Origin of the sequence: Inquilinus limosus MP06 (assembly GCF_000767795.1) — a bacterium.
Taxonomy (GTDB): domain Bacteria; phylum Pseudomonadota; class Alphaproteobacteria; order DSM-16000; family Inquilinaceae; genus Inquilinus; species Inquilinus limosus_E.
The window spans coordinates 1-23,547 of sequence record NZ_JANX01000026.1 but is presented as its reverse complement, the minus strand read 5'-3'; the positions used below and the strand labels follow the sequence as shown (position 1 = coordinate 23,547).

Sequence of the window (23,547 nt, the reverse complement as noted above, 5' to 3'; positions counted from 1 at the left end):
GGGGTTCCCGCCGCGAGAGCAGCCGGTCGGAATCGAAGTGCCCGATCAGGTTGAGAGAAGGTCCGTGCCCTCCGATCGGCAACCCCCTCCCCCTAGCCCCCTCCCGCGAGGGGAGGGGGGACAAGATTGGATTGCCTCGTGCGACCCGCATGGCGCCGCTCCCCGGTCCCGTGGTCAGTGTGCCACGGCCCGCTTCGCGGCGTCGCCGACCTTGTCCAGGGTGCGGTCGACCGCGCGCTCGAAGCCGGCCAGCGTGTCGGCCAGGCAGCCGTCGTCATGCGCCTCGCAGACGAACCAGGGCTCGCGCGAATCCGGCTCGCACAGCACGCCCTCCTCGTGCAGCTCGCGCGCCAGAGCGTCGTAGAAGCTGTAGTCGGAGCGCTTCCAGTCGCGATAGTCGCGCGGCGGCGCCGGGGCGAAGAACAGCCCGCCCATCGACGGATGGCCGGCGAAGCAATGCACCACGCCGCGGGCATCGAGGATCCGCTTGATCCCGGCCTGCATCCGGCGGCCATAGGCGGCGATGCCGTCCAGCGCCGGGGTCTCGTCCAGGATCTGCAGCGTCTTCTCGGCCGCGGCCAGCGCCACGGAATGGGCGGTGTAGGTGCCGCCATGGGCGACGCCGCGGCCGTAGCGGCGCATGATGTCCTCGCGCCCGCCGATGGCGGCGATCGGATAGCCGTTGGCCATTGCCTTGGCCATGGTGGTGATGTCGGCGCGGATGCCCATCAGCTCCTGCACCCCGCCGCGGGCGACGCGGAAGCCGGTCTTCACCTCGTCGACGATCAGCAGCACGCCGTATCGGTCGCACAGCTCGCGCACGGCGCGGACGAAGTCGATGTCGGCGGTGATGCCGCAGCAATTGCCCATGATCGGCTCGATCAGCATCGCCGCGATCTCGTGAGCCCGGCGGCGCAGCAGGTCCTCCAGCCGGTTCGCGTCGTTCATCGGGGTCAGGTGCACCAGTGGCCGTACCGTCTCCGGCACGCCCTGGGAATAGGGGCGGACCGGCGGGTCCTGGTCGGTCCGCTGCGGGTCCCACTGGTCCAGCGCCACCATCCACATCGCCGCGTCGAACAGCCCGTGATAGCTGCCCTCGACCAGCACGTAGGACTCCTTGCCGGTATACGCCCGGGCCAGGCGCAGCGCCGCCATCACCGCCTCGGTGCCGGAGTTGGAGAAGCGCACCAGCTCCGCCGCCGGCATCATCTTCGCGATGCGCTCGGCGACGGTGAACTCGCGCTCGGTCGACAGGGCGAAGACGCCGCCGACCTCCATGCCCCGCCGCGCCGCCTCGTCCACCCGCGGGTCGGCATAGCCCAGGATTGCCGGGCCGTAGCCGAGGCGGTAGTCGACATAGGGGTTGTCGTCGAGGTCCCAGATCCGGCCGCCCTGGCCGCGCTTCACATAGATGGTCCGGTCGTCGCCCCAGTAGCGGAAGTTCGAGGCGACGCCGAGGGGCAGGCGGGTCGACGCCCGATGGAATTGCGCGTTGCTGCGCGCCAGGCTGCGGGTCATGGCAGCGGTCCTCGTGTCGTTGGTCCGGCGGTTCTGATGCCGCGATGTCGAGGCCCAGCATGGCATGACGGAGCTCGTCCTGTCCATCTTGTTGAATGAACGTTCAATTAGAAGCTGGCTGGATGTCCATTCAACATCTTCCCAAGAACCCCCGCCGATGCTAGGCTTTTGTGGTGATTTGACGGGGGTGCCGATGGCCGAAGGCCAGGCTGCGCGGAAGGTGAATGGGGGCCGGCGGCAGTCGAAGGAGCTGCGGCGGCAGGAGCTGATCGAGGCGACGATCGACGCCATCGCCAAGCGCGGCTACGAGGAGACGACGATGGCCGTGGTCGCCGATGGCGCCGGCCTGTCGCGCGGCATCGTCAACTTCCATTTCGAGAGCAAGGAGAAGCTGCTCGTCGAGACGCTGCGCTACATGTCCGACGAGTACCGCGCCCATTGGCGCCGCGCCTTGCACGAGGCCGGGCCGAGCGCGGCGGAGAAGCTGTGGGCCCTGGTCCTGGCCGATTTCGACCGCCGCATCTGCAACCCGCGCAAGATCGCCGCCTGGTGCGCCTTCTGGGGCGAGGCCAAGACAAGGCCGCATTACCGCGCGCTGTGCAGCGCCAACGACCAGGACTACCACCTGACCCTGCTGACCCTGTGCCGCGAGCTGGCGGCGGCGGGGCAGTCGCCGGACCTGCTGGCCCGCAGCCTGAACGGGCTGCTGGAGGGGTTGTGGCTGCATGTGATGATGGGGCCGAAGGAGTTCGGCCGCGAGGACGCCCGGGCCTGCGCCGTCGAGATGCTGGTCTCGGTCTTCCCCAAGCACTTCACCCGGGACGGCCCGGTCCGGCCCTGAGAGGCATGCCATGAGCTTCACGCTCCCCGACAGCGCCCGCGACTGGCAGGACAGGGTCCGCCGTTTCGTCGAGGCCGAGCTGATCCCGTGGGAGGTGGAGGCCGAGCTGGCGGGCGGCGAGATCCCGGCCGAGGTCGCGGCCCGGCACGAGCGGCTGGCGCTGGAGCTGGGCCTGTCGCGGATCGACGCGCCGAAGCGCCATGGCGGGCTGCAACTGCCTTTGCTGGACCAGGTGGCGATCGCGGAGCAGACCGGCCGCGTCACCAACGGCCTGGCCTGGTGCTATGGCGAGGCGCAGTCCTGGATGTTCGAGGCCTGCTCGCCGGAGCAGATCGAGCGCTTCATCCTGCCGCTGATGCGGGGCGAGCGGCACATCTGCACGGCGGTGACCGAGGAGGGCGCCGGCTCCGAGGTCGACGACATCGCCACCACCGCCCGGCGGGACGGCGACCATTACGTCATCGACGGCGAGAAATGGCATGTCACCAGCGCCAACCTCGCCGACACGGTGATCGTCCAGGCGAAGACGGATGGCGGCCACGCCGACGGCATGCATGTCCTGTTCTTCGTCGAGATGCCGGCCGAGGGGCTCAGCACCGTCCGCAGCCCGGCCTATACCCACAGCTATCGCCACCACCATCCGATCCTGCGCTTCGACCGGGTGCGGGTGCCGGCGGCGAACCGGATCGGCGCCGAGGGGCAGGGGATGGGCTTCATCCACGCCTGGTTCCGGCGCGAGCGGCTGATGATCGCGGCGCGCTGCTGCGGCGCGGCCGACCGGCTGATCGAGGCGGCCACTGGGTTTGCGACGGATCGGAAGATCGGCGGCGGGCCGATGGCGCGGTTCCAGCTGATCCAGGCGATGCTGGCCGACAGCGTGGCCGAGCTGCACGCCGCGCGGCTGGTGACCTATGAGGCGGCGGACGCGCACGACCGCGGCCTGGACGTCAAGGCGCTGCACGCCCGCTGCTCGGTGGCCAAGCTGCTGGCCTCGGAGATGGCGGGCCGCGTCGCCGACCGGGCGGTGCAGATCTTCGGCGGCCGCGGCTACATGCGCGAGAACGTGGCCGAGCGCTTCAACCGCGAACTGCGGGTCGACCGGATCTGGGAAGGCACCAGCGAGATCCAGCGCCTGATCATCGCCGGCAGCCTGCTCAAGCGCGGGCTGAAGGGCACGATCGGAGGATGAGAAGGGACAGGTCCTCACCGTCATTGCGAGGAGGCGAAGCCGACGAAGCAATCCATGGCACGGCACGAGCGGATGGATGGATTGCTTCGCTGCGCTCGCAATGACGAAGTGAGGGATTCCGTAAGCTCGCTTTCGGGTTAATTGTTCTGTCAAAAATCCGCTGGAGAATCCCGGCGAACCGGGCTCTGAATAAGGGATGCCGACGGCCGCGGCGAGCAGACAAACGGCCGGCAGGTGAGGCGACATTGGGAGCCAGGCGATGATGCGTTCCCCCTTGGCCACCGGGCTGCTGGCCGCGGCCGTCCTTCTCTCCGGCGCGGCGCAGGCCGAGGAGGAGAAGGTCGTCAACGTCTACAACTGGGTCGACTATATCGGCGAGACCACGATCCAGGACTTCGAGGCCGAGACCGGCATCAAGGTGGTCTACGACACCTATGACGCGTCCGAGACCGTCGACGCCAAGATGATGGCCGGCCATTCCGGCTATGACGTGGTGCTGCACGGCTCGCATCTGATCCCGCCGCTGGTCAAGGCCGGGGTGTTCGCCAAGATCGACAAGTCGAAGCTGAGCAACTACGGCAATCTCGATCCGGAGATCCTGAAGGTCGTCGCCGGCCACGACCCGGGCAACGAGTACCTGGTGCCCTACATGTGGGGCACGGTCGGCTTCGCCTACAATGTGGACATGATCAAGCAGCGCATGCCCGATGCGCCGGTCACCTCGCTCGACATGCTGTTCAAGCCCGAGCTGGCGGCGAAATGGGCGGATTGCGGCATCTCGATCCTGGAATCGCCAACCGACATGATCCCGCTGGCGCTGTCCTATCTGCACCGCGATCCGAACTCGCAGAAGGCCGAGGACTATGAGGCCGCGGCGGCGCTGTTCAAGCCGATCCGGCAATACGTCAAGGCGGTGGATTCCGCCAACTACCTGAACCAGCTGCCGAACCAGGAGCTGTGCCTGGCCTTCTCCTGGTCCGGCGACTACGCCACAGCCGCCAGCCGGGCGGAGGAGGCGGGGGTGAAGATCGACCTGGCCTATTCGGTGCCGGACACCGGCGGCCCGGCCTGGTTCGACGGCTGGCTGATCCCGTCCGACGCGCCGCATCCCGAGAATGCGCTGATCTTCATCAACTACATGCTGCGGCCGAAGGTGATCGCCGACGCCACCAACTTCACCAACTACGCCAACGCCAACAAGGCCGCCGCGGAGTACGTGAACAAGGAGATCCTGGAGAACCCGGCGATCTATCCGGACGCGGCGACGCGGGCCAAGCTCTACGTCCCGGCAGACCTGCCGCAGGACGCGCTGCGCCTGCGCACCCGGGCCTGGAGCCAGATCAAGGCCGGGCAGTAGGGGCAAAGACGGTGCATGGCATCGACAACCCCCTCCCCCTAGCCCCCTCCCGCGAGGGGAGGGGGGACAAGGGTTTTGACGGTTGGAGAGAGATCTCTCAGCCAATGCAATCGAGTCCCCCCTCCCCTTGCGGGAGGGGGCCAGGGGGAGGGGGTTCGCGCCGCCAGAACCCGCGCCGCCCCTAGATGGCCACCGCCGAGCGCTATCCGGACACCAAGGACCGGCCCTGGCTCGACCCGCAGGCCAAACCGATCCTGCGGATCGAGGGCCTGACCAAGACATTCGCCGACTTCACCGCGGTCGATGGCGTCGACCTCGAGATCCACCGCAAGGAGCTGTTCTGCCTGCTCGGCGGCTCCGGCTGCGGCAAGACCACGCTGCTGCGCATGCTCGCCGGCTTCGAGACGCCGAGCGCCGGCCGCATCCTGATCGACGGCCAGGACGTCACCCGCGCGCCGCCCTATGAGCGGCCGGTCAACATGATGTTCCAGTCCTACGCCCTGTTCCCGCATATGAGCGTGGAGAAGAACATCGGCTACGGGCTGAAGCACGAGGCGATGACCCCGGCGGAGCGCCGCGACCGCGTGGCCGAGCTCCTGGAGCTGGTGCAGCTGCAGGGCTTCGGCCCGCGCAGGCCGCACCAGCTGTCCGGCGGTCAGCGCCAGCGCGTCGCCCTGGCCCGGGCGCTGGCGAAGAAGCCGAAGCTGCTGCTGCTCGACGAACCTCTGGCGGCGCTCGACAAGAAGCTGCGCGAGCAGACCCAGTTCGAGCTGATGAATATCCAGGACCAGGTCGGCGTCACCTTCATCGTCGTCACCCACGACCAGGAGGAGGCGATGGCCCTGTCGACCCGGATCGCGGTGATGAATCGCGGCCGGATCGTGCAGACGGGCACGCCGACCGATATCTACGAATATCCGAACTGCCGCTTCTCGGCGGATTTCATCGGTTCGATCAACCTGTTCGACGGCACGGTCGACAGTGTCGCCGACGGGCGGGTGACGGTGGCGACGGAGCAGGCCGGGCCGCTGGTCGTCGCCCATGCCGGGGCGGTGGCGCCGGGCACCCCGGTCTCGGTCGCGGTGCGGCCGGAGAAGATCGCGATCGGGCGCGAGCCGCCGCAGGGCGCCGCCAACACGCTGCAGGGCATGGTCTACGACCTCGGCTATTTCGGCGACCGCTCGCTGTTCCGGGTGCGGCTCGGCAACGGCCGTCTGGTCTCGGTCAGCCGGCAGAACGAGCGCCGCGGGCGGGAGGAGGACCGGCCGGTCGACTGGGACGACCGGGTCTGGCTGTCCTGGCCCCCCGCCGCGTCGCTGCTGCTGACCGAATGACCGCATTTCCCGAGCCTGGCGTACCGCTCTGGCTGCGGGCTCTGCGCCGGGTCGGCGACGCCTGGCGCGGCCTGATCATCGGCGTGCCGACGGCTTGGCTGGTGCTGTTCTTCCTGGTGCCGTTCCTGATCGTGCTGAAGATCAGCCTGGCCCAGAGCATCGTCGGCCGGCCGCCCTATTCGGCGCTGCTGGAATGGGGCGAGGGGGCGTGGCCCGCCATCACCGCCTCGCTGCGCAACTACGTGTTCCTGACCCAGGACTGGCTCTACCTCGCCGGCTACCTGAATTCGGTCAAGATCGCGCTGATCTCGACCGCCCTGTGCCTGCTCTGCGGCTATCCGATCGCCTATGGCATCGCCCGGTCCTCGCCCGGCGCGCGCAACATCCTGCTGCTGTTCGTGATCCTGCCGTTCTGGACCTCGTTCCTGCTGCGCATCTATGCCTGGATGGGGATCCTCAACAAGCAGGGCATCCTCAACGGGTTCCTGGTGTGGAGCGGCATCCTCGACCAGCCGGTCGAGATGATGAACACCGGGTTCGCGGTCTATCTCGGCATCGTCTACTCCTACCTGCCCTTCATGATCCTGCCGCTCTATGTGACGCTGGAGAAGCTGGACCAGAGCCTGGTCGAGGCGGCGATGGATCTGGGCTCGCGGCCCTGGCGGGTGTTTCTCGACGTCACCCTGCCGCTGTCGCTGCCCGGCATCGTCGCCGGGTCGCTGCTGGTGTTCATTCCGGCGACCGGCGAATACGTGATCCCGGCGCTGCTGGGCAACCCGTCGAGCCCGATGATCGGCCAGGTGCTGTTCGCCGAGTTCTACTCCAACCGCGACTGGCCGGTGGCCTCGGCCGTGGCGGTGGTGCTGCTCCTGGTCCTGGTGCTGCCGATCCTGTGGTTCCAGAACCGCCAGGCGCGGGGGGAGGGGGCATGAGAGGCCGGTCCCGCTTCCTCACCCTGTGGCTGGTGGCCGGCTTCGTGTTCTTCTACGGGCCGATCGCCTCGATGATCGTGTTCTCCTTCAACCAGTCGCGGCTGGCGACGGTCTGGGGCGGCTTCTCGACCAAATGGTACGCGGCGCTGTGGGGCAACCGGCAGGTGATGGACGCGGCGCTGCTCAGCCTGCAGATCGCCGCGGTCTCCGCCACCATCGCCACCGCGCTCGGCACCATGGCCGGCATCGCCCTGGCGCGGCTCGGCCGGTTCCGCGGCCGGCTCCTGCTGGCCGGCATGGTCACGGCGCCGCTGGTGATGCCGGAGGTGATCACCGGCCTGTCGCTGCTGCTGCTGTTCGTGGCGCTGGAGGACAGCTTCGGCTGGCCGTCCGGGCGCGGCGCCATGACCATCACCATCGCCCACGTCACCTTCTGCATGGCCTATGTCGCGGTGGTGGTGCAGTCGCGCCTGGCCGACATGGACGCGTCGATCGAGGAGGCGGCGGCCGATCTCGGCAGCCGGCCCTGGCAGGTGATGGTCGACATCACCCTGCCGCTGCTGGCCCCGGCCATGGTGTCCGGCTGGCTGCTGTCCTTCACCCTGTCGCTGGACGACCTGGTGATCGCCACCTTCACCTCCGGCCCCGGCGCCAACACCCTGCCGATGCTGATCTTCTCCAAGGTCCGGCTGGGGCTGACGCCGGACATCAACGCGCTGGCGACGATCATCATCCTGGTGGTGGCCGCCTTCGTCATCGCCAGCGCCGTGATCCTGAACCGCCGCGACGCCCGCAAGGCTCGCGACAGCCGCCGCGCCTCGGTAGGGGGCGGATCGGCATAAAGATCACCATCAAATTTTGGGTAAATTGATCCGGAGGAACCGCCTCCCGCTTCGTCCCATTGGGTTTGCGTCGCGGCCTCGATCCGGGTCGCTTCCTGAACTGGAGGACGTGAGATGCGTTCCATTTCCACGGCTTTCGCCCTGGCCGGCCTGTCGCTGCTGGCGGCGGGCTGCACGGTGAACAACACGCCGGACCGGCCGACCACCGTGGTCGCGCAGCCGGCGCCGGCTGCCGTCGTGACCCAGCCGGGGGCCGTCGTCACCACCCCGAACACGACCTATGTCGTGCCGCGTCCGGCCACCACGGTGGTGACGCCGTCCTACTGATACCGGCCGGATGAAGCCGGTCCGGCACGGCGGTCCGCGGCCCCGACCGCCAGGGCGTTCGCGCCCGCTTCCCTGGGCCGCCGTGCCCAATCCGCCCGCGCCGTCGGGAACAGGACGCCGAATCGTCCTGTTGCTGACGAGCGCGGTGCTGAAACACACCGCTCCACGGAATGGGAGACCTGGACATGCGCTCCATCACCCTTGCCGCCGCCCTGATCGGGCTGCCGCTGCTGGCCGCCTGCACGGTGAACAACCAGCCGCCGGACAAGCCGGACACCATCGTGACGCAGCCGGCCCCGTCGGCGACCGTGGTGACGCCGCAGCCGCGCACCACGGTGGTGACGCCGTCCTACTGACGGCAACCGCGGCGGAGGTGCGCAGCCTACAGGTAGCGCGTCTCCGCCGGTGGCCGTTCCCAATGGCCGTCGCGGCCGTCCTCGTACTGGACCGGCAGCGCGGCCAGCGCCTCGGGCGTCAGATCGTCCAGGCAGGCGATGTTGACGCCGTAGAAGGTGCCGCCCAGCGCCTCCATATGGCCCCGCCCGAACGGCTTGACGCCGCAGCGGCGGCAGAACAGGTGATGGATCGTGCCGCTGCCGAACTGATAGTCCGACAGCGCGTCCTCGCCCTGCACCAGGCGGAAATCTGGCGCCAGCACGATCGTCTTCCAGAACCGGCCCTTGCCGCAGATCGAGCAGTTGCAGCGGCTGGTGCCGGCCTCCAGGTCGGCGTCGCATTCGAAGCGCACGGCGCCGCAATGGCAGCTGCCGTGATAGGCGCGTTTCATCGCGATCCCTCTTCGATGGTTCAGATCTGCGCCAGATAGGGCGGCAGCCGGTCGAAGCACTCGCTCCAGCCGCCGCGATGGCTGTCACGGCTCTCCGCCGAGCGGAAGCCGGTCTGGCGGAAGGTCATCTCGGTCCCGCCATCGCGGTCGCGGAAGGTGAGGGCGATCAGCATCCGCTCCGCATCCTCCTCGTCCCAGGCGAAGGTGAAGACCAGCCGTTCCGGCGGCGCGATCTCGCGATACGCCCCGCCCATGCCGTGGACCTTGCCCTCGGGGGAGGTGATCACGGCGCTCCAGGCGCCGCCCGGCCGCAGGTCGATCCGTACGGCGGAGGCGGAAAAATCCTTCGGCCCCAGCCAGCGCACCAGGTGCTCGGGCTCGGCCCAGGCCTTGAACACGAGGCTGGGCGGCGCGTCGAAGACACGGGTGATCACCAGCTCCGGCCCCGTGTTCAGGGCGGCGCCGGCGCCGTCACTGGGTGCGGTCATCGTCGGTGTCCTTGCCTTGCAGTTGGCGCAGATAGTCGTCCAGCCGGTCGAAGCCCGAATCCCAGAAGGGGCGGTAGCTCTCGACCCAGTCGGCGATGTCCTTCAGCGGCCCGGCCTGCAGCCGGCAGGGGCGCCACTGCGCCGTACGGCTGCGGGCGACCAGCCCGGCGCGCTCCAGCACCTTCAGGTGCTTGGACACGGCGGTCAGGCTCATGGCGAATGGCTCGCCGAGTTCGGTGACCGAGGCCTCGCCCCGGGCCAGCCGCGCCAGGATCGCCCGGCGGGTCGGGTCGGCGAGAGCGGCCAGGGTGAGGCTGAGGGAATCCGTCGGCACGTATTGAACCGATTGGTTGATTAACCTTTTGGTTTAATACGGCCGTCGGGCTGATCTTGTCAAGACGATCGGCATGATCGGTGAGGCGTGGTCCGACTGCCTCTCCCGCCCGGTGAAACCCTTTAGGAGTTCCCAACACCGTCATTGCGAGCGTAGCGAAGCAATCCAGGGGCCGGTGCGCACCGGCCCCTGGATTGCTTCGTCGGCTTCGCCTCCTCGCAATGACGGCGAGGGATGGCAGCGGGAGCGGTGACCCAAAGGCCGCCAACAGCGTCTAAGCGATCGTCCTACTATTATCGCGATTGCCCGGCCTCCGGCACGTCGCGGCGGATCCAGCCCTGGAAGGCGCGGAGGTTGATCTCCTTCTCGCCCAGCACGCCCCTGCCATAGGCCGAGCCGGTCAGGCCCTGCTGGACCGAGCGGATCAGCGCGGCGTCCTCGTCATGCACCCGGTTGTTCACCCGCAGGTTCAGCCGCCGGGCCAGCCGCATGGCGCGGCGGTCGTCCGGCCGGGCATAGGCGCGCCAGCGCAGGATCGACCGGCCGGGCCCGGCCGGCAGGATGTGGAAATAATCCAGCAGGTCCGGATACAGCTCCAGCGACACGCCGGGATACAGGAACAGGTAGGTCCAGCGCCGCTTCAGCGCCTCCGGCAGATGCGGCACGTCGGGCAGCAGCCGGGCATAGGCGCGGGTCGACCAGCCGCCGCCGGGATCCTGCCGCAACGCGTGGCTCAGGCGGATGGTGCGGGTGGCGTCGTCCGGCTCGCGGTCATAGGCGCCGGACATCAGCCCGAACAGGCCGGGATGGCCGGTCGGGAAATGGTAGTCCTCGAGGTAGTTGTCCCAGATGGTCTTCCAGTCGGCGTCGATCCCGCCGATCCAGTAATCGGTGACCGGCACCATCTCCTCGATCCGGTGCGCCGCCAGCTCGGCCGCATAGGGGGCGGTGCGCTCGGCCACCGACGGGCCGCCGCTCTCGAAGCGCAGGAAGACGAAGCCCGAGAACACCTCGCAGTCCAGCGGCAGCAGGCCCAGGCCGGCGGTGTCGATCTCCGGGAAGGTCTTGGCCGCCGCCACCGCGCGCAGCCGCCCGTCCCAGGCATAGCACCAGGCGTGGTAGGGGCAGCGGATCAGCCCGCTGCAATGGCCGTCGCGGCCCTGCAGCACGGCATGGGCGCGGTGCCGGCAGACATTGTGGAAGGCGCGCACCCCGCCGTCTTCGCCGCGGATGACGAAGGCGCGCTCGCCCAGCGCCTCGAAGGTGACGTAGTTGCCGGGGGCCGGCAGCTCCGAGACATGCGCCACCAGATGCCAGGCTGGGCGGTGGATGCGTTCGATCTCGGCCGCATGGATGCCGGGGTCGGCATAGGTCCAGCCGGGCAGGGTCGGCGGCAGGGCGGAGGCGTCGCTCTCGGCCTCCGGCACCAGGCGCAGCCGGGTCGGGGCGGCGAATTCCGCCGGGAACAGGTTGGCCAGGTAGCGGCGGCAGGTGTCGACCGCGTCGTCCCAGTCGAAGGCCTCGCGCTGCACCAGCGCTTCCTGCGACAGCGCGTCGACTAGGCCGCACAGGCCCAGCGCCGCGGCGCGCAGCTCGATCCGGGCGCCGGCACGCTCCGCCAGCTCGGCCATCAGCGCGTGCACCGCCTCGTAGAAGGCGCGGTCGGAGGCGCCGACGGTCGCCATGTAGTCGTCGCGGGCCCGGCTCTCGCCCCAGAAGGCGTACCAGACCGCCAGCCGCTCCAGGCTCGCCACCTGCGGGTCGAAGCTGGCGCGGACCAGCGCCATCAGCGCCTGCTCCGGCGCCCGGCCGGCGGCGGCCACCGCGCTCTCGCACAGGGTGCGGTAGGCGTCGGCCATGCGCGCCAGCGTCGCCTGCAGCAGGTCCTGCTTCGACTTGAAGTGGAAGTTCACCATGCCGGCGGTCAGCCCGGCCAGGCTGGCCACCTTGCTCAGCGTGACGTTCGACAGCCCGTGTTCGGCGATCGCGGTGATCGCCGCGTCGATCAGCTGCTCGCGTCGCGCATCCTGCGGCAGCCGCGCCCGCACCCGGCTCTCCATGCCGTCGTCCATGCCAACCTCCCGATCGGCCGTTCGACTCTATCGAATGGAGATTTTAGTGAATCGAACGGCTGTTCGGCAAGCCGGATGTCTTCTCCACCCACCTTTCATCGTCATCCCCGCGAAAGCGGGGATCTCCTCGCAGCCTGTCGGAGAGAGATTCCCGCTTTCGCGGGAATGACGGGTTTGGGGAGACCGTGGGTTGTACGAGCGTTCAGCCCGCCCGCATCCGCGCCGCGAGCGCCTGATGGCTGCGGATCAGCCGGGGCAGGTCGAGACCGGGAATGGCGCCGTTCCGCACCCGCCAGGCGCCGCCGACCATGACGAAATCGGCCCGGTGGGCGCCGCACAGCACCAGGGCGGCCAGCGGGTCGCCATGGCCGGCGAAGTGCAGCTCGTCCAGGGCGAACAGGGCCAGGTCGGCCTGCTTCCCCGGCGCAATGACGCCGAGATCCGGCCGGCCGAGGCAGGCGGCGGAGCCGGCGGTGGCCCAGCGCAGCGCGTCGCGGTGGCTGATCCGGGTGACGCCGTAATGGTGCCGCTGCAGCAGGAAGGCGGCGCGCACCTCCTGCATCAGGTTCGACCCGTCATTGGAGGCGGAGCCATCGACGCCGAGGCCGACGGACATCCCCGCCTGCTCCATGCCGTGCACCGGGCAATGGCCGGAGGCCAGCACCTGGTTCGAGCAGGGGCAATGCGTCACCGCGGTGCCGGCCCGGGCCAGCCGGCCGACCTCGGCCTCGTTGAAATGGATGCCGTGCGCCAGCCAGGTGCGGGGGCTTAGCCAGCCGCATTCCTCCAGATAGTCCAGCGGCCGGCAGCCGAACTTTTCCACGCAGAAGCGGTTCTCGTCCTCGGTCTCGGCCAGATGGGTGTGCAGGCGGACGTCGTGCCGCTCGGCCAGCTCCGCCGTCCGCCGCATCAGCGACCCGGTGACCGAGAAGGGCGAGCAAGGGGCCAGCGCGATCTGCACCATGGCGCCGTCGCCGGGCTGGTGGTGCGCCGCGACCAGCCGCTCGCTGTCGGCCAGGATCTCGTCCTCGTCCTGCACCACGCTGTCCGGGGGCAGGCCGCCGTCGCGCACCGACAGGTTCATCGAGCCGCGGGTCAGCATGGCGCGGATGCCGAGCGAGCGCGCCACCTCGACCTCGATGTCGATGGCGTGCTCCAGCCCGTCCGGGAAGACGTAATGGTGGTCCGAGGTGGTGGTGCAGCCGGACAGCAGCAGCTCCGCCATCGCCACGGTGACGGCGCTGCGCAGCGCCTCCGGGTCCAGCCGGGACCAGACCGGGTACAGCGCCTGCAGCCAGGGGAACAGCTCGCGGTCCAGCGCCGCCGGCAAGGCGCGGGTCAGGGTCTGGTAGAAATGATGGTGGGTGTTGATCAGCCCGGGCAGCACGACATGGGCGCCGGCGTCGAACACGCTGTCCACCGGCGCCGTGGGCTCCCGCCCGGCCGGCACCAGCTCGGCGATGCGCCCGTCCTCGACCACCACGCCGCGTTCGGCGCCCTCCGCCAGGATCGCCAGCGGGTCCTTGATCCACAGCCGCATCACGCGTCTCCCGTCCCGTTCGTCGGGAACCTAGCACCGGGCGGCAGGGGCGGGAGGGATGCGACGGTTTGAAAGTGCTTCAAACGAGACTGCCGGCGAATGGCCTTTCCACTCTCCCCCTCCCCCTGCGGGAGGGGGTAGGGGGAGGGGGTGTCGATCGAAGAGACCGACGGCGCAGAACTGCGGAAGAAGCCTGAGCATTCGCGCGCGGACGCGCGCAGACCCCTCCCCCCTGCCCCCTCCCGCAAGGGGAGGGGGAGATCATCTGGTTACGCCGCGTCCTGCTGCGCCGCCGGGCCGGCGATCTCGAAATCCGCCTGGCGCTCCAGCACCTTGAGGATGGCGGAGTGGTCCCAGGCGGCGCCGCCCTGGGCGATGGCGGCGTGCAGCAGCTGCTGCGTCGCCGCCGTGTTCGGCAGCGGCACGCCCAGTGACCGGGCGCCGTCCAGCGCCAGGGCCAGGTCCTTCTGGTGCAGGGCGATGCGGAAGCCGGGCGCGAAGTTGCGCTGGATCATGCGCTCGCCATGCACCTCGATGATGCGGGAGGCCGCGAAGCCGCCCATCAGCGCCTGGCGCACCCGGGCCGGGTCGGCGCCGGCCTTGGCGGCGAACAGCAGCGCCTCGGCCACCGCCTCGATGGTCAGGGCGACGATGATCTGGTTGGCGACCTTGGTGGTCTGGCCGTCGCCATTGCCGCCGACCAGGGTGATGGTCTTGCCCATCGCCTCGAACAGCGGGCGCACCCGGTCGAAGGCGGCCTGCGGCCCGCCGACCATGATGGTCAGGCTGGCGGCCTTGGCCCCGACCTCGCCGCCCGAGACCGGGGCGTCGAGATAGTCGCAGCCCAGGGCGTTGATCTTTTCGGCGAAGCCCTTGGTGGCGATCGGCGAGATCGAGCTCATGTCGACCACGACCTTGCCGGGGGACAACCCCTCGGCGACGCCGCCGGGGCCGAACAGCGCCGCCTCCACATGCGGCGTGTCGGGCACCATGGTGATGACGATGTCGGCCCGCCGCGCCGCCTCGGCGGCGGAGGCGACGGCGGTGCCGCCCAGCTCCGCCGGCACGCCGGTGATGTCATGGAGAAACAGGCTGTGCCCGGCGGCGATCAAGTGCCCGGCCATGGGGCGGCCCATGATGCCGAGGCCGATGAAGGCGACGTTCATGACGAACTCCTGTGAATGATGGAGAAGGGGTTGCCCAAACTGGTCCCCCCTCCCCTTGCGGGAGGGGGGTAGGGGAGGGGGTTCGCGCCGGACGAACGGCTGCGTCAGATCCCGCCCCATTCCCTGCAGCCGATACCGCATGATCTCGCTCTTGCGGCACCAACCCCCTCCCCCTAACCCCCTCCCGCGAGGGGAGGGGGGACTAAGCTATTTCGCCGGCCCGCCTAGGCCGCGACCGTCGTCCTGGCCCGATACGGCGCGAACCAGCCGAGGCCGGCCTCGGTGCCGGCCTGCGGCACGTATTCGGCGCCGACCCAGCCGGCATAGCCGAGCGCGTCGAGCAGGCGGAACAGGAAGGGATAGTGGATCTCGCCGGTGCCCGGCTCGTGCCGGCCGGGATTGTCGGCGACCTGGATGTGGCCGATGCGGGAGATCAGCGCCTGCAGCGTCGGCCCCAGGTCTCCTTCCATCACCTGCATATGGTAGATGTCGTATTGCAGCCGGGTGTTCGGCGCCTCGACGGCGTCGAGCACGTCCAGCGTCTGCTGCGATCCGCTGAGGAAGAAGCCCGGGATGTCGCGGGTGTTGATCGGCTCGACCAGCAGGTCGATGCCGGCCTCGCCCAGCGCCTTGGCGGCGAAGCGGAGGTTGTCGACCAGCGTGTCGCCCAGCACCGTCTCGGCCACGCCCGCCGGCCGCTTGCCGGCCAGGCAGTTGACCTGCCGGCAGCCCAGCGCGGTGGCATAGTCGATCGCCAGGCCGACCCCGTCCTGGAACTCGCCCTTGCGGTCGGGCAGGCAGGCGATGCCGCGCTCGCCCTTGGCCCAGTCGCCGGCCGGCAGGTTGTGCAGCACCTGGGTCAGGCCGTGGCGCTGCAGCCGCTCGGCCAGCTCCTCCTTGGGATAGGGGTAGGGGAACAGGTACTCGACCCCGGCAAAGCCGGCCTCGGCGGCGCGGCCGAAGCGGTCGAGGAACGGATGCTCGTTGAACAGCATGGTGAGGTTGGCGGCGAAGCGCGGCATGAAGGGCTCCGATTCTGCTGCTGTCATTGCCGGGCTTGACCCGGCAATCCAGACGGCGTCGACAGTCTCCGGATGTCCGGGTCAAGCCCGGGCATGACAGGAAAGGGAAGGCGAGGGACCGGCCCTACACCGTCTCCGGCTCGCGGGCCGCGGCGGGGGCGAGGTCGATGATCTCCTCGAACTCGGTGACCTTGTCGATCTCCGGCCCCATGGCGATGTTGGTCACCCGCTCGGTGATGATCTCGACCAGCACCGGCAGGCTGGCCTGGGTGGCGCGGGTGCGGGCCCATTGCAAGGCCTCGCCGATTTCCTCCGGGTCGAACACCCGGCGGGCGATGCAGCCGAAGGCCTCCGCCGCCTTGATGTGGTCGACGCCGTAATCGCCGATCTCCGGCGCGTTGATGTTCTGAAACGAGAGCTGGACCTCGTAATCCATGTTGTAGCCGCGCTCCGCCTGGCGGATCAGGCCGAGATAGGCGTTGTTCAGCACCACCAGCACGAAGGGGATGCGATACTGCGCCGCCACCGCCAGCTCCTCGATCAGGAACTGCAGCGAATAGTCGCCGACGATGCCGACCACCTCGGCCGACGGGTCGGCCAGCTTGGCGCCGGTGCAGGCCGAGACCTCCCAGCCCAGGGGCCCGGCCTGGCCGCAGATGATGTAGTTGCGCGGCTTGTACACCTTCTGGAACTGGCCCGAGGCGATCTGGTACAGGCCGATCGCGGTGACGAAGCGGGTGTCGCGGCCGAAGGCGGCGTTGATCTCCTGGAACGCCCGCTGCGGCTTGATCGGGATGGTGTCGAAATCGGTCCGGCGCAGCATGGTCCGCTTGCGCTCCTGCACCCCCGCCACCCAGCTCTCGCGCTTCGGCAGCTTGCGGCCGCGGGCCTCGGCGATCAGCGCCTCCAGCGCCAGCCGGGCATCCGAGACGATGCCGAGGTCCGGGCAGAACACCCGGCCGATCTGGGTCGGCTCGATGTCGACATGGATGAATTTGCGGCCCTTGGTGTAGACCTCGGTCGACCCGGTGTGGCGGTTGGCCCAGCGGTTGCCGATGCCCAGCACCACATCGCTCTGCAGGAAGGTGGCGTTGCCGTAGCGGTGCTGCGTCTGCAGCCCAACCATGCCGGCGTTCAGCGGATGGTCGTCCGGGATCGTGCCCCAGCCCATCAGCGTCGGCACCACCGGCACGTTCACCAGCTCGGCGAACTCGACCAGCAGGTCCGACGCCTCGGCGTTGATGATGCCGCCGCCGGCGACGATCAGCGGCTTCTCCGCCGCCAGCAGCATGTCGATAGCGCGGGCGATGGCGGCCGGGCTCGGCGCCGGCCGGGAGACCGGCAGCGGCGCGTCGGTCTCGGGATCGTAGTCGATGATCTCCTTCTGCACGTCGATCGGCAGGTCGATATGCACCGGGCCGGGCCGGTCGGAGCGCATGATCTGGAAGGCGCGGCGGAACACCCAGGGCACCTGGGCGCCTTCCATCACCGTGATCGACCATTTGGTCACCGGCCGGGCGATGGCGGCGATGTCGACCGCCTGGAAATCCTCCTTGTGCAGCTTGGCGCGCGGCGCCTGGCCGGTGATGCACAGGATCGGGATCGAATCCGCGATGGCGGAGTACAGGCCGGTGATCATGTTGGTGCCGGCGGGGCCGGAGGTGCCGATGCAGACGCCGATCGCCCCGGCCCGGGCCCGGGTGTAGCCCTCGGCGGCATGGGTGCCGCCCTCCTCGTGCCGGACCAGCACATGGCGGATGCCGCTGTCCTTCAGCGCCTCGTAGAAGGGCAGGATCGCCGCGCCGGGCACACCGAACGCCACCTCCACGCCTTCGCTGCGCAGCACATGCACCGCCGCTTCCATCGCCGTCATCTTGGGCATCATGCCCTCCCGTTCGAAGGTTCTCGGCAGGATGGTGGCGGGCGAGGCGGGGCGGGGCCAGCGGCGGCCCGAAACATTCCAGGCCGCGAAAATCGGCAGACCGGATCGGTCTTTTTCATCTGGTGGAAGCTGTTCCCCCCTACGCGAGACGTTTTCAGAACTCCAAACACCGTCATTGCGAGCGAAGCGAAGCAATCCGGGGGCCGCACGAGCTGGCCCTGGATTGCTTCGTCGGCTTCGCCTCCTCGCAATGACGGTGAGGGATGGGTGCTGTGGAAAGGTCTCCATGCGGGAGAGATTGCGGAGTCAGTTTCTGTACGTATATATGTACAGATTAATGGAGACACTCATGCCCCACGTCACTCTCACCGAGTTGCGGGCCAACATGGCCAAGCACCTGGATCAGATCGAGTCCGACCGGACGGAGCTGGTCGTGACTCGTCAGAATCACGAGCCGGTGGTGATTCTACCGCTCTCCGAATTTGAGGGGTTGCGGGAGACGGTCCATCTCCTCGGCACGCCCGCCAATGCCGAGCGTCTGCGTCGCTCGATCGCTGAGCTCGATGCCGGCGAGGGGACTGAGCGGGCCTTGATCGAGGAATGAAGCTCGTCTTCTCCTCTGCCGCTTGGGCTGACTATTTATTCTGGCAACAGAACGATAAGGCCGCTCTGGGGCGAGTGAACGAGCTCATCAAAGACGCCATGCGCTCGCCCTTTGCCGGGATCGGCAAGCCCGAACCATTGGTCGGCGACCTCAAGGGCTGGTGGTCGAGGCGTATCACCCGCGAACACCGCCTCATCTATCGGGTAACCGGATCCGGCGAAGCCCAGGCGCTGGAAATCGCGAGCTGTCGCTTCCACTACGACCGCTGAAGCCGTCTCGCTTCAGTGCGGCCGGCCGCCGAGCTGCAGGGTCACCTTCTCGGCGGCCTGGCGCACCAGCATGCCGATCTGGCCGATGCGGTCGTCACCCATGCGCTCGCGCGGGGCGGAGATCGACAGGGCGGCGACCGGGCGGCCGCCGCGGTCGAGGATCGGCGCGGCGACGCAGCGCACACCGGACAGGTGCTCCTCGTCGTCGATGGCAAAGCCGGAGCGGCGGGCGCGGCTGATCTGGTCGCGCAGGCTGGGCAGGTCCGGCACCGTCTTCTCGGTCAGCCGGGTCAAAGCGAGCGCTGGCAGGGTGCGCGACAGCACCGGGTCGGTCTTAGCCGACAAGAGGGCCTTGCCGACGCCGGAGCCGTGCACCGGCAGCGGCGTGGACCCCGGCAGGCTGGCGCCCGGGTCGCCGAGCTGGTGCAGATAGAGGATGGTGCCGCGCTCCTCCACCGCCAGGTTCACGGTCTCGTGGCACAGGCCGAACAGGGTGCGCATCGGCGGGTCGGCCAGGCGGCGCAGCCCCATCCCGTCGGCATAGGCGAGGCCGGAGAGGAAGGCCTGGACCCCGACCATCCAGCGCCGCGTCGCCGGGTCGAAGCGCACGTAATGCGCCTCCTCCAGCGTGGTCAGCAGGCGGTGGACGGTGGGGGCAGAGAGGTCGGTGGCGCGGGCCAGCTCGGTCAGGCTCATGCCCTCGGCCCGGCCGGCCACGGTGTCGAGCAGCCGCAGGGCGCGGAGCAGGGACCGGACCTGCCCGGTCTTCGGCTCGTCGATGGAGGACTCGTCGCGATCGATCTCGGCCATGGCGCTCCTGACTGGACGCTCAGGCCGGTGACCGGCTTCGCGTACCCTCCCGTTCGTGCATGCGGCGCCCCTGGATGTAGGTCGCCTTCACCGACCGATCATCCCCCAAAGTCATGAGGATGAACAGTTCTTCCTCGAGATCGGCCTCGACCGCCTCCATCCGGTGCGCCATGGCGGCGGTGGCGCGGGCGTCCAGCACCACCAGGTCGGCGCAGCGGCCGGGGGCGATGCGGCCGATCTCCTGCTCCAGCCCCAGCGCCTCGGCATTGCCGGCGGTGACCAGGTGGAAGGCCTCCAGCGCCGACAGGTTGGTGCCCTGCAGCTGCTGCACCTTGTAGCCCTCGCCGAGCGTGCGGAGCATCGAGTAGCTGGTGCCGCCGCCGACATCGGTCGCAGCCGCGATCCGCACCGGCGGGTCGCGCCGCGCCAGGTCCCGCATCGGGAACAGGCCGCTGCCGATGAACAGGTTCGAGGTCGGGCAGAACACCGCGACCGAGCCGGTCTCGGCCATGCGCCGGCGCTCGCGCTCCTCCAGATGGATGCAGTGGCCGAACAGGGTCTTGGACCCAAGCAGGCCATACTTGTCATAGACATCGAGATAGTCGCGGCTGTCCGGGAACAGCGCCTTCACCGCCGCGATCTCCTTCAGGTTCTCGGCGATGTGGGTCTGGACATAGGCGTCCGGGAACTCGCGGGCCAGCGCGCCCGCCGCCTCCAGCTGCGCCTCGGTCGAGGTGATGGCGAAGCGCGGGGTGACGGCGTAGCGCTGGCGGCCGCGGCCGTGCCAGCGTTCCAGCAGGGCCCGGCTGTCGTCGTAGGAGGATTGGGCGGTGTCCAGCAGGCCGGGCGGGGCGTTGCGGTCCATCATCACCTTGCCGGCGATCATGGCGGTGCCCAGCCGCTCGGATTCGGCGAAGAAGGCCTCGGCCGAGCCGGGATGGACCGAGCCGTAGACCGCGGCGGTGGTGGTGCCGTTGGCCAGCAGCTCGGCCAGGAACCACTGCGCCTGGCGCTCGGCATAGGCCGGGTCGCCGTAACGCTGCTCGGCGACGAAGGTGTATTTCTGCAGCCAGTCCAGCAGCTGCGCGCCGTAGGAGGCGATCACCTGGGTCTGCGGAAAGTGCAGATGCGCGTCGATGAAGCCGGGCAGGATCAGCTCGTCCGGATAATGGTCGACCGCGGTGCCGGCCGGCAGCACCGGCAGCAGCTCCGTCGCAGGGCCGACCCGGGTGATCTTGCCGCCCTCGACCACAACCACCCCGTCCGGGATATAGCGATAGCTGGCGCTGTCGCCCGCGCCCTTCGGGGCGGCGAGGAAGCTCAGCAGGCGGCCACGCAGGGCGGTGGTGGTCATCTCATCTCTCCGGTCATCCGGGATCATCGTTCTACATCGTCATGGCGAGGCGCGGAGCGCCGTGGCCATCCAGGGGCCGGTGCGAGCCGCCCTGGATGGCCACGCCCCTTCGGGGCTCGCCATGACGGATTTTGCGCAACGCGATCGGTCATCGAAACATCCTGCCCTACTGCACGGCCAAATCGGGATCGGCCGTCCAGCGCCCGAGGAGGTCGCGCTCCTCCGGCGTGATCTGGCTGACATTGGCCGGCGGCATCGCATGGGTCAGCACCGCCTGCAGGCGGATCAGGCCGGCATGGCGCCGGATCTCCTCCGGCGAGTCCAGCAGCACGCCGCGCGGCGCCTCGTTGATGCCCTCCCAGCCGGGCATGGTGGAATGGCACATGCTGCAGCGGGAGACGACGATGTCGGTCACCTGGGCGAAGGACACCGGCCCCGCCGCGGCGGCCGCCTGCACCGGGGCGGGCGCCGGCTGATCGATCCAGGGCTTGGTCGCGGTCGCCACCTCATGCTCGCGCGGCGGCGGCAGGGCGGACAGCCAGATGATCGCCGCCATGCACGCGGTTGCCACGCCCCAGGTCCACCACGGCGTCGCCTTGCCGGCATGGCGCGAGTTGAAGAAGTGGCGGATCACCCCGCCCATCACCAGCACCAGCGCCACCATCACCCAGGCCCAGCGCGACCCGAAGGCCAGCGGGTAGTGGTTGCTGAGCATCAGGAACAGCACCGGCAGGGTCAGGTAGTTGTTGTGCAGCGACCGCTGCTTGGCCTGCCGGCCCAGCTTCGGGTCGGGCGACCGGCCGGCCAGCAGGGCATCCACCACCTTGCGCTGGTTCGGGATGATCAGGAAGAAGACGTTCGCCACCATCATGGTGCCGATCAGCGCGCCCATCTGCAGCATGGCGCCGCGGCCGCTGAACACCTGGGAAAAGCCGTAGGCCGCCGCGACCAGCACGACGAAGCCGGCGGCGGCCAGCTTGACGTCGCTCTCGCCCAGCGGCGACTTGCACAACAGGTCGTAGGCCAGCCAGCCGAGGGCCAGGCTGACCACGCTGATCGCGATCGCCTCCTTCGGCGAGACCAGCGAGACCTGCGGGTCGACCAGGAACAGGTCGGCGCCGCGGTAGTACAGGACACAGAGCAGGAAGAAGCCGCTGATCCAGGTGGAATAGGCCTCCCACTTGAACCAGGTCAGCTCCTTCGGCAGCCGGTCCGGCGCCACCAGGTACTTGACCATGTTGTAGAAGCCGCCGCCATGGATCTGCCAGGCCTCGCCGCCGGCGCCCTGCGGCAGGTCCTCGCGCTTCTTCAGGCTGAGGTCGAGGGCGACGAAGTAGAAGGACGAGCCGATCCAGGCGATCGCGGTGATGACATGCACCCAGCGGGCGACGAGGTTGATCCATTCCCAGATGATCGGCTCCATGCCGCCGCCTCCGCCGTCCTGGCTGATTATCCGTTCCAGCCAGCCTAATGGCCATCGCCGCGGCGGGGGAAGCGCGGGCGGAACACAGCACTTTCAAAAGAAAGGCTATAATCCCATCCGGCGGATGCGCCCAGAATCGCCTCGAGGAACAGGGAGCACGGATTGGCGCTGCTGGAGAACATGCGGGTGTTCGTGCGCGTGGTCGAGCTGGGCAGCCTGTCGGCCGCCGGCCGGCAGGTGCGCATGTCGCCGGCCGTGGTCAGCCACCGCATCCAGCAGCTGGAGCAGCATCTCGGCGTCCGCCTGCTGAACCGCACCACGCGCCAGGTGCAGACCACCGAGCACGGCCAGACCTTCTACCGCCACTGCCTGGTGGTGCTCGACGCGATGGAGCGGGCGGAGACCAGCGTCGCCACCACCAGCGGCGTGCCCTCGGGCAGCCTGCGGGTGACGGCGCCGCTCGGCTTCGGCCGCCGCATCCTGGCGCCGCTGGTGCCGCAGTTCCACGAGCTCTACCCGCGCGTCGATGTCCGGCTGCGCCTGTCCGACCACCTGCTCGACCTGCTGGGCGAGGCCGTGGACCTGGCCATCCGCATGGCGGAGCTGAAGGATTCCAGCTTCGTGCTGCGCAAGATCGCCGATTGCCGGCGGGTGCTGTGCGCCGCGCCGTCCTATCTCGAGGCCCAGGGCCATCCGAAGGCGCCGGAGGAGCTGATGGGCCACAACTGCCTGCTGCTGCGCTTCCCCGGATCGCGGCAGTACCAGTGGACGCTGGAGGGCAAGGACGGCCCGTCGAAGGTGCCGGTGCGCGGCAGCTTCGACGCCGATGACGGCGACGTGCTGACCGACTGGGCGCTGGACGGCCGCGGCATCGTCATGAAGCCGGTGTGGGAGGTGGCGGCCCATCTGCGCAGCGGCGCGCTGCAGGTGGTGCTGCCCGACCATCCGCCGGAGCCGGTGGTGCTGGCGGTGCTGTACCCGCATCGCAGCTTCCTGCCGGCCAAGGTGCGGGTGTTCTCGGACTATCTGGTGGAGCAGACGCGGGCGCGGCTCAGCGCCGATCTCGCGCTCTGACCGCCTCGGCGATCCGGGCCGCGGCCCGGTCGATATCTGCCTCGGTGGTGCCGCGGCCGAGGCCGAGGCGCAGGCTGCCATGGGCCTGCTCCGGCGACAGGCCGATGGCCCGCAGCACATGCGACGGCTCGGGGCTGCCGGTGGAGCAGGCCGAGCCGGTGGACAGCGCCAGGTCGGGCAAATCGAGCAGCAGGTCGGCGGCGTCCAGCCCGGCCAAGCTGACATTCAGGCAGCCGGGCAGGCCGTGATCGGCCGAGCCGTTGCGGCGCAGGCCGGGCAGGGCCTGCTGCAGAGCCCAGAACAGCCGCTCGCGCAGGGCGGCCAGGCGCTTCGCGTCGTCCGACCGGCGCTGCCGGGCAATGCGGCAGGCGGCGCCGAGCCC

The 23,547-nt window shown here is 69.3% G+C and carries 24 protein-coding genes; 11 read left to right on the top strand and 13 right to left on the bottom strand.

What is annotated here, in order from left to right; genetic code table 11:
• Nucleotides 1–174 precede the first annotated feature (174 nt).
• Nucleotides 175–1,518: an aspartate aminotransferase family protein gene (locus P409_RS04335; protein WP_052120016.1), complete on the bottom strand. Its 1,344-nt coding sequence runs from the start codon at nt 1,516–1,518 to the stop codon at nt 175–177.
• Between the two features lie 193 nt (nt 1,519–1,711).
• Here P409_RS04335 and betI point away from each other — a divergent pair, with 193 nt between their 5' ends.
• From betI to P409_RS38685, 8 genes are all read left to right on the top strand, one after another.
• Nucleotides 1,712–2,359 carry a transcriptional regulator BetI gene (betI, locus tag P409_RS04330; protein ID WP_052120015.1) on the top strand — a complete coding sequence of 216 codons (648 nt, stop codon included), beginning with the start codon at nt 1,712–1,714 and terminating at the stop codon, nt 2,357–2,359.
• Nucleotides 2,360–2,369: 10 nt separating this feature from the next.
• Nucleotides 2,370–3,548, top strand: coding sequence for an acyl-CoA dehydrogenase family protein (locus tag P409_RS04325; RefSeq protein ID WP_034832167.1), 1,179 nt, complete (start codon nt 2,370–2,372; stop codon nt 3,546–3,548).
• Between the two features lie 259 nt (nt 3,549–3,807).
• Nucleotides 3,808–4,905 carry a polyamine ABC transporter substrate-binding protein gene (locus tag P409_RS04320; protein ID WP_202964551.1) on the top strand — a complete coding sequence of 366 codons (1,098 nt, stop codon included), beginning with the start codon at nt 3,808–3,810 and terminating at the stop codon, nt 4,903–4,905.
• Between the two features lie 185 nt (nt 4,906–5,090).
• Complete coding sequence (locus P409_RS04315; RefSeq protein ID WP_034832164.1) at nt 5,091–6,239, top strand: ABC transporter ATP-binding protein; 1,149 nt, start codon at nt 5,091–5,093, stop codon at nt 6,237–6,239.
• Nucleotides 6,236–7,171: an ABC transporter permease subunit gene (locus P409_RS04310; RefSeq protein WP_034832162.1), complete on the top strand. Its 936-nt coding sequence runs from the start codon at nt 6,236–6,238 to the stop codon at nt 7,169–7,171. Before P409_RS04315 ends, P409_RS04310 begins: the two co-directional genes overlap by 4 nt.
• Complete coding sequence (locus tag P409_RS04305; RefSeq protein ID WP_034832159.1) at nt 7,168–8,013, top strand: ABC transporter permease subunit; 846 nt, start codon at nt 7,168–7,170, stop codon at nt 8,011–8,013. The genes P409_RS04310 and P409_RS04305 overlap by 4 nt, the downstream gene beginning before the upstream one ends.
• Before the next feature lie 114 nt (nt 8,014–8,127).
• Entirely contained in the window at nt 8,128–8,340 is a 213-nt protein-coding gene (locus P409_RS04300) for a hypothetical protein (protein WP_034832157.1), read from the top strand.
• Between the two features lie 185 nt (nt 8,341–8,525).
• On the top strand, nt 8,526–8,696 hold the full coding sequence (locus P409_RS38685; protein ID WP_161790337.1) for a hypothetical protein: 171 nt from the start codon (nt 8,526–8,528) through the stop codon (nt 8,694–8,696).
• Between the two features lie 26 nt (nt 8,697–8,722).
• Here P409_RS38685 and P409_RS04295 read toward each other — a convergent pair whose 3' ends face one another.
• The 8 genes from P409_RS04295 to gcl form a co-directional block, all read right to left on the bottom strand.
• The gene (locus P409_RS04295; RefSeq protein ID WP_034832155.1) at nt 8,723–9,127 is read right to left on the bottom strand and encodes a GFA family protein; all 405 of its coding nucleotides are present in this window, start codon (nt 9,125–9,127) and stop codon (nt 8,723–8,725) included.
• Between the two features lie 20 nt (nt 9,128–9,147).
• Nucleotides 9,148–9,615: an SRPBCC family protein gene (locus tag P409_RS04290; protein WP_052120014.1), complete on the bottom strand. Its 468-nt coding sequence runs from the start codon at nt 9,613–9,615 to the stop codon at nt 9,148–9,150.
• On the bottom strand, nt 9,599–9,949 hold the full coding sequence (locus P409_RS04285; protein WP_034832153.1) for an ArsR/SmtB family transcription factor: 351 nt from the start codon (nt 9,947–9,949) through the stop codon (nt 9,599–9,601). Before P409_RS04285 ends, P409_RS04290 begins: the two co-directional genes overlap by 17 nt.
• A 293-nt stretch (nt 9,950–10,242) precedes the next feature.
• Entirely contained in the window at nt 10,243–12,021 is a 1,779-nt protein-coding gene (locus P409_RS36030) for an SRPBCC family protein (protein ID WP_052120013.1), read from the bottom strand.
• 202 nt (nt 12,022–12,223) lie between these two features.
• Nucleotides 12,224–13,561, bottom strand: a complete 1,338-nt coding sequence (locus P409_RS04275) for an 8-oxoguanine deaminase (RefSeq protein ID WP_034832151.1) — start codon at nt 13,559–13,561, stop codon at nt 12,224–12,226.
• Nucleotides 13,562–13,830: 269 nt separating this feature from the next.
• On the bottom strand, nt 13,831–14,727 hold the full coding sequence (locus tag P409_RS04270; RefSeq protein ID WP_034832149.1) for a 2-hydroxy-3-oxopropionate reductase: 897 nt from the start codon (nt 14,725–14,727) through the stop codon (nt 13,831–13,833).
• A gap of 224 nt (nt 14,728–14,951) precedes the next feature.
• Nucleotides 14,952–15,749 (bottom strand): hydroxypyruvate isomerase, encoded by a 798-nt coding sequence (hyi, locus tag P409_RS04265; protein ID WP_034832146.1) that lies wholly within the window; start codon nt 15,747–15,749, stop codon nt 14,952–14,954.
• Nucleotides 15,750–15,873: 124 nt separating this feature from the next.
• The gene (gene gcl / locus P409_RS04260; protein ID WP_034832174.1) at nt 15,874–17,631 is read right to left on the bottom strand and encodes a glyoxylate carboligase; all 1,758 of its coding nucleotides are present in this window, start codon (nt 17,629–17,631) and stop codon (nt 15,874–15,876) included.
• Between the two features lie 349 nt (nt 17,632–17,980).
• Here gcl and P409_RS04255 point away from each other — a divergent pair, with 349 nt between their 5' ends.
• The gene (locus tag P409_RS04255) at nt 17,981–18,235 is read left to right on the top strand and encodes a type II toxin-antitoxin system Phd/YefM family antitoxin (RefSeq protein ID WP_034832172.1); all 255 of its coding nucleotides are present in this window, start codon (nt 17,981–17,983) and stop codon (nt 18,233–18,235) included.
• Nucleotides 18,232–18,504: a Txe/YoeB family addiction module toxin gene (locus P409_RS04250; RefSeq protein ID WP_034832144.1), complete on the top strand. Its 273-nt coding sequence runs from the start codon at nt 18,232–18,234 to the stop codon at nt 18,502–18,504. The genes P409_RS04255 and P409_RS04250 overlap by 4 nt, the downstream gene beginning before the upstream one ends.
• Nucleotides 18,505–18,516: 12 nt before the next feature.
• Here the strand turns inward: P409_RS04250 and P409_RS04245 are convergent, their stop codons facing one another.
• From P409_RS04245 to P409_RS04235, 3 genes are all read right to left on the bottom strand, one after another.
• The gene (locus tag P409_RS04245) at nt 18,517–19,314 is read right to left on the bottom strand and encodes an IclR family transcriptional regulator (RefSeq protein WP_052120012.1); all 798 of its coding nucleotides are present in this window, start codon (nt 19,312–19,314) and stop codon (nt 18,517–18,519) included.
• 19 nt (nt 19,315–19,333) lie between these two features.
• Nucleotides 19,334–20,668 carry a guanine deaminase gene (gene guaD / locus P409_RS04240; protein ID WP_034832141.1) on the bottom strand — a complete coding sequence of 445 codons (1,335 nt, stop codon included), beginning with the start codon at nt 20,666–20,668 and terminating at the stop codon, nt 19,334–19,336.
• Between the two features lie 166 nt (nt 20,669–20,834).
• Complete coding sequence (locus tag P409_RS04235) at nt 20,835–22,091, bottom strand: urate hydroxylase PuuD (RefSeq protein WP_034832139.1); 1,257 nt, start codon at nt 22,089–22,091, stop codon at nt 20,835–20,837.
• A gap of 162 nt (nt 22,092–22,253) precedes the next feature.
• Between P409_RS04235 and P409_RS04230 the strand changes: the two genes are divergently transcribed.
• Complete coding sequence (locus P409_RS04230) at nt 22,254–23,165, top strand: LysR family transcriptional regulator (protein ID WP_034832138.1); 912 nt, start codon at nt 22,254–22,256, stop codon at nt 23,163–23,165.
• Here P409_RS04230 and P409_RS04225 read toward each other — a convergent pair.
• The coding region (locus P409_RS04225) for an aminotransferase class V-fold PLP-dependent enzyme (protein WP_034832137.1) at nt 23,143–23,547 on the bottom strand (405 nt) is incomplete at its 5' end. The genes P409_RS04230 and P409_RS04225 overlap by 23 nt on opposite strands.

Coding starts and splice junctions, on each gene's coding strand:
- P409_RS04335 (WP_052120016.1), bottom strand. CDS start 1,518: ATGACCCGCAGCCTGGCGCGCAGCAACGCGCAATTCCATCGGGCGTCG.
- betI (WP_052120015.1), top strand. CDS start 1,712: ATGGCCGAAGGCCAGGCTGCGCGGAAGGTGAATGGGGGCCGGCGGCAG.
- P409_RS04325 (WP_034832167.1), top strand. CDS start 2,370: ATGAGCTTCACGCTCCCCGACAGCGCCCGCGACTGGCAGGACAGGGTC.
- P409_RS04320 (WP_202964551.1), top strand. CDS start 3,808: ATGATGCGTTCCCCCTTGGCCACCGGGCTGCTGGCCGCGGCCGTCCTT.
- P409_RS04315 (WP_034832164.1), top strand. CDS start 5,091: ATGGCCACCGCCGAGCGCTATCCGGACACCAAGGACCGGCCCTGGCTC.
- P409_RS04310 (WP_034832162.1), top strand. CDS start 6,236: ATGACCGCATTTCCCGAGCCTGGCGTACCGCTCTGGCTGCGGGCTCTG.
- P409_RS04305 (WP_034832159.1), top strand. CDS start 7,168: ATGAGAGGCCGGTCCCGCTTCCTCACCCTGTGGCTGGTGGCCGGCTTC.
- P409_RS04300 (WP_034832157.1), top strand. CDS start 8,128: ATGCGTTCCATTTCCACGGCTTTCGCCCTGGCCGGCCTGTCGCTGCTG.
- P409_RS38685 (WP_161790337.1), top strand. CDS start 8,526: ATGCGCTCCATCACCCTTGCCGCCGCCCTGATCGGGCTGCCGCTGCTG.
- P409_RS04295 (WP_034832155.1), bottom strand. CDS start 9,127: ATGAAACGCGCCTATCACGGCAGCTGCCATTGCGGCGCCGTGCGCTTC.
- P409_RS04290 (WP_052120014.1), bottom strand. CDS start 9,615: ATGACCGCACCCAGTGACGGCGCCGGCGCCGCCCTGAACACGGGGCCG.
- P409_RS36030 (WP_052120013.1), bottom strand. CDS start 12,021: ATGGACGACGGCATGGAGAGCCGGGTGCGGGCGCGGCTGCCGCAGGAT.
- P409_RS04275 (WP_034832151.1), bottom strand. CDS start 13,561: ATGCGGCTGTGGATCAAGGACCCGCTGGCGATCCTGGCGGAGGGCGCC.
- P409_RS04270 (WP_034832149.1), bottom strand. CDS start 14,727: ATGAACGTCGCCTTCATCGGCCTCGGCATCATGGGCCGCCCCATGGCC.
- hyi (WP_034832146.1), bottom strand. CDS start 15,749: ATGCCGCGCTTCGCCGCCAACCTCACCATGCTGTTCAACGAGCATCCG.
- gcl (WP_034832174.1), bottom strand. CDS start 17,631: ATGCCCAAGATGACGGCGATGGAAGCGGCGGTGCATGTGCTGCGCAGC.
- P409_RS04255 (WP_034832172.1), top strand. CDS start 17,981: ATGCCCCACGTCACTCTCACCGAGTTGCGGGCCAACATGGCCAAGCAC.
- P409_RS04250 (WP_034832144.1), top strand. CDS start 18,232: ATGAAGCTCGTCTTCTCCTCTGCCGCTTGGGCTGACTATTTATTCTGG.
- P409_RS04245 (WP_052120012.1), bottom strand. CDS start 19,314: ATGGCCGAGATCGATCGCGACGAGTCCTCCATCGACGAGCCGAAGACC.
- guaD (WP_034832141.1), bottom strand. CDS start 20,668: ATGACCACCACCGCCCTGCGTGGCCGCCTGCTGAGCTTCCTCGCCGCC.
- P409_RS04235 (WP_034832139.1), bottom strand. CDS start 22,091: ATGGAGCCGATCATCTGGGAATGGATCAACCTCGTCGCCCGCTGGGTG.